Raw genomic sequence first — 1,867 nt, forward strand, 5'->3', positions numbered from 1 at the left:
GCACCTTCACCTGCTCATCAACCCGCCCCACAAACTCCAACCCCCCNCCCNCACCCCACCGCACCAAATCCCCCGTCCGATACATCCGCACCCCCACCCCACCAAACGGACACGCCACAAAGCGGGTGGCGGACAGGCCGGGCCGCCCGACGTAGCCGGTGGCCAGGCCGCCACCCGCGACGTACAGCTCCCCGACCACACCCACCGGGACCGGGCGCAACCACCCGTCCAACACAAAGAAGGCCAGATTGGCCAGCGGCACGCCGATCGGGCTGACGCTGCTATCCACATCGGCATCGACGATCTCCCGGAACGACGCATGCACCGNGGCGCAACCACCCGTCCAACACAAAGAAGGCCAGATTGGCCAGCGGCACGCCGATCGGGCTGACGCTGCTATCCACATCGGCATCGACGATCTCCCGGAACGACGCATGCACCGTCGTCTCGGTAATGCCATACATATTGATCATCCGCGGCAACCCCGGATGACGATGCAGCCACGTCGCCAACCGATGCGGCTGCAGCGCCTCACCACCGAACACCACCGTCTGCAACTTCAACTGCTGACCCAACTCCGGCGCCAACGCATCAGCACTCTGCAACGCATAAAACGCCGACGGCGTCTGACTCAACACACTGACCTGCTCACGAACCAACAACGCGTGCAAGTCTTCTGGTGACCGGACGATGTCGTCGGGGACGATGACGAGCCGCCCGCCGTGCAGGAGTGCGCCGAAGATCTCCCACACGGAGAAATCGAAAGCCAGCGAATGACACTGGCTCCAGACCTGGCCGAGGCCGTCGATGGATTGCAGCAGTTGGGTGACGTTGCGATGGCTGACCGCGACGCCCTTGGGCACCCCGGTGGTCCCGGAGGTGTAGATGAGGTAGGCGATGCTGTCGGCGGCCGGCAGCGGCAGGCCGGTGCTGGGTTCGCCGGCCAGCGCCGGGTCGTCGACGTCGATGACCGGAAGCTCGAACCCGTCCAGCCGGTCGCGCACCTCCGCCGTGGTGACCGCGGCGACGGGTGCGGAGTCAGCGAGCACGAACTGCAGCCGTGCCGCCGGCACGCCGGGGTCGATCGGCACGTAGGCCGCACCGGTCTTGAGCACGGCCAGGATCGCCACCACCGCCTCGGCCGAGCGCGGAATGACCACCGCCACCCGCTGACCGGGGCCCGCACCGTGGTCGGAGAGCAAGTGCGCCAAACGATTTGTGGATTCGTACAATTCGCGGTAGGTGAACGACCGCTCGCCGCAGCTGATCGCCACCGCGCCGGGGGCGCGGGCGACCTGCGCGGCGAACAACGCCGGGATCGACACCTGCGCCAGCGACGGCAGGTCCAGCACCGCCCGGTTGCCCCAGGCGTCGAGCCGCTCGTGCTCGGCCGCGTCGAGCAGATCGATCGACGAAAGCCGCTGCCCGGCATCGGCGGTCATCGCCGCCAGCACCCGGCGCAGCCGCTCGGTCAGGGTGCGGATGGTGTCCGCGTCGAAGACGTCGGTGCGGAATTCCACCGTTCCGGCGATGCCGGCGGGCCGGCCCTCCTCGGTCCAGCGTTCGGCCAGCGACCAGACCAGATCCATCCGGGCGACCTGGGTGTCGACGGGCAGCGGGGTGACCCGCACGTCGCCCAATTCCAGCCCGGCGGCCGGGCCGTCGTGTTGCCAGGGCAGGTTCTGCCACGCCAACACCACCTGGACCAGTGGGTGGTGGGCCAGGTTGCGGGTGGGTTGCAGGCGCTCGACCAGGATTTCGAAGGGCACGTCCTGGTGTTCGTAGGCGGCCAGGCTGCGTTGGCGCACCCGGGCCAGGATTTCGCCGACGGTGGGATCACCGGACAAATCGACGCGCAGCACCAGGG

Annotated in this window: 2 pseudogenes; both read right to left on the reverse strand. The window is 68.2% G+C overall.

Annotated elements, in window-relative coordinates:
- Nucleotides 1-325 (reverse strand): annotated as a pseudogene (locus H7I87_RS29095) (AMP-binding protein); the annotation flags it as partial.
- A gap of 16 nt (nt 326-341) precedes the next feature.
- Nucleotides 342-1,867: pseudogene (locus tag H7I87_RS00620) on the reverse strand (non-ribosomal peptide synthetase); the annotation flags it as partial.

This window comes from Mycobacterium timonense, from assembly GCF_025821985.1.
Classification (GTDB): Bacteria; Actinomycetota; Actinomycetes; order Mycobacteriales; family Mycobacteriaceae; genus Mycobacterium; species Mycobacterium avium.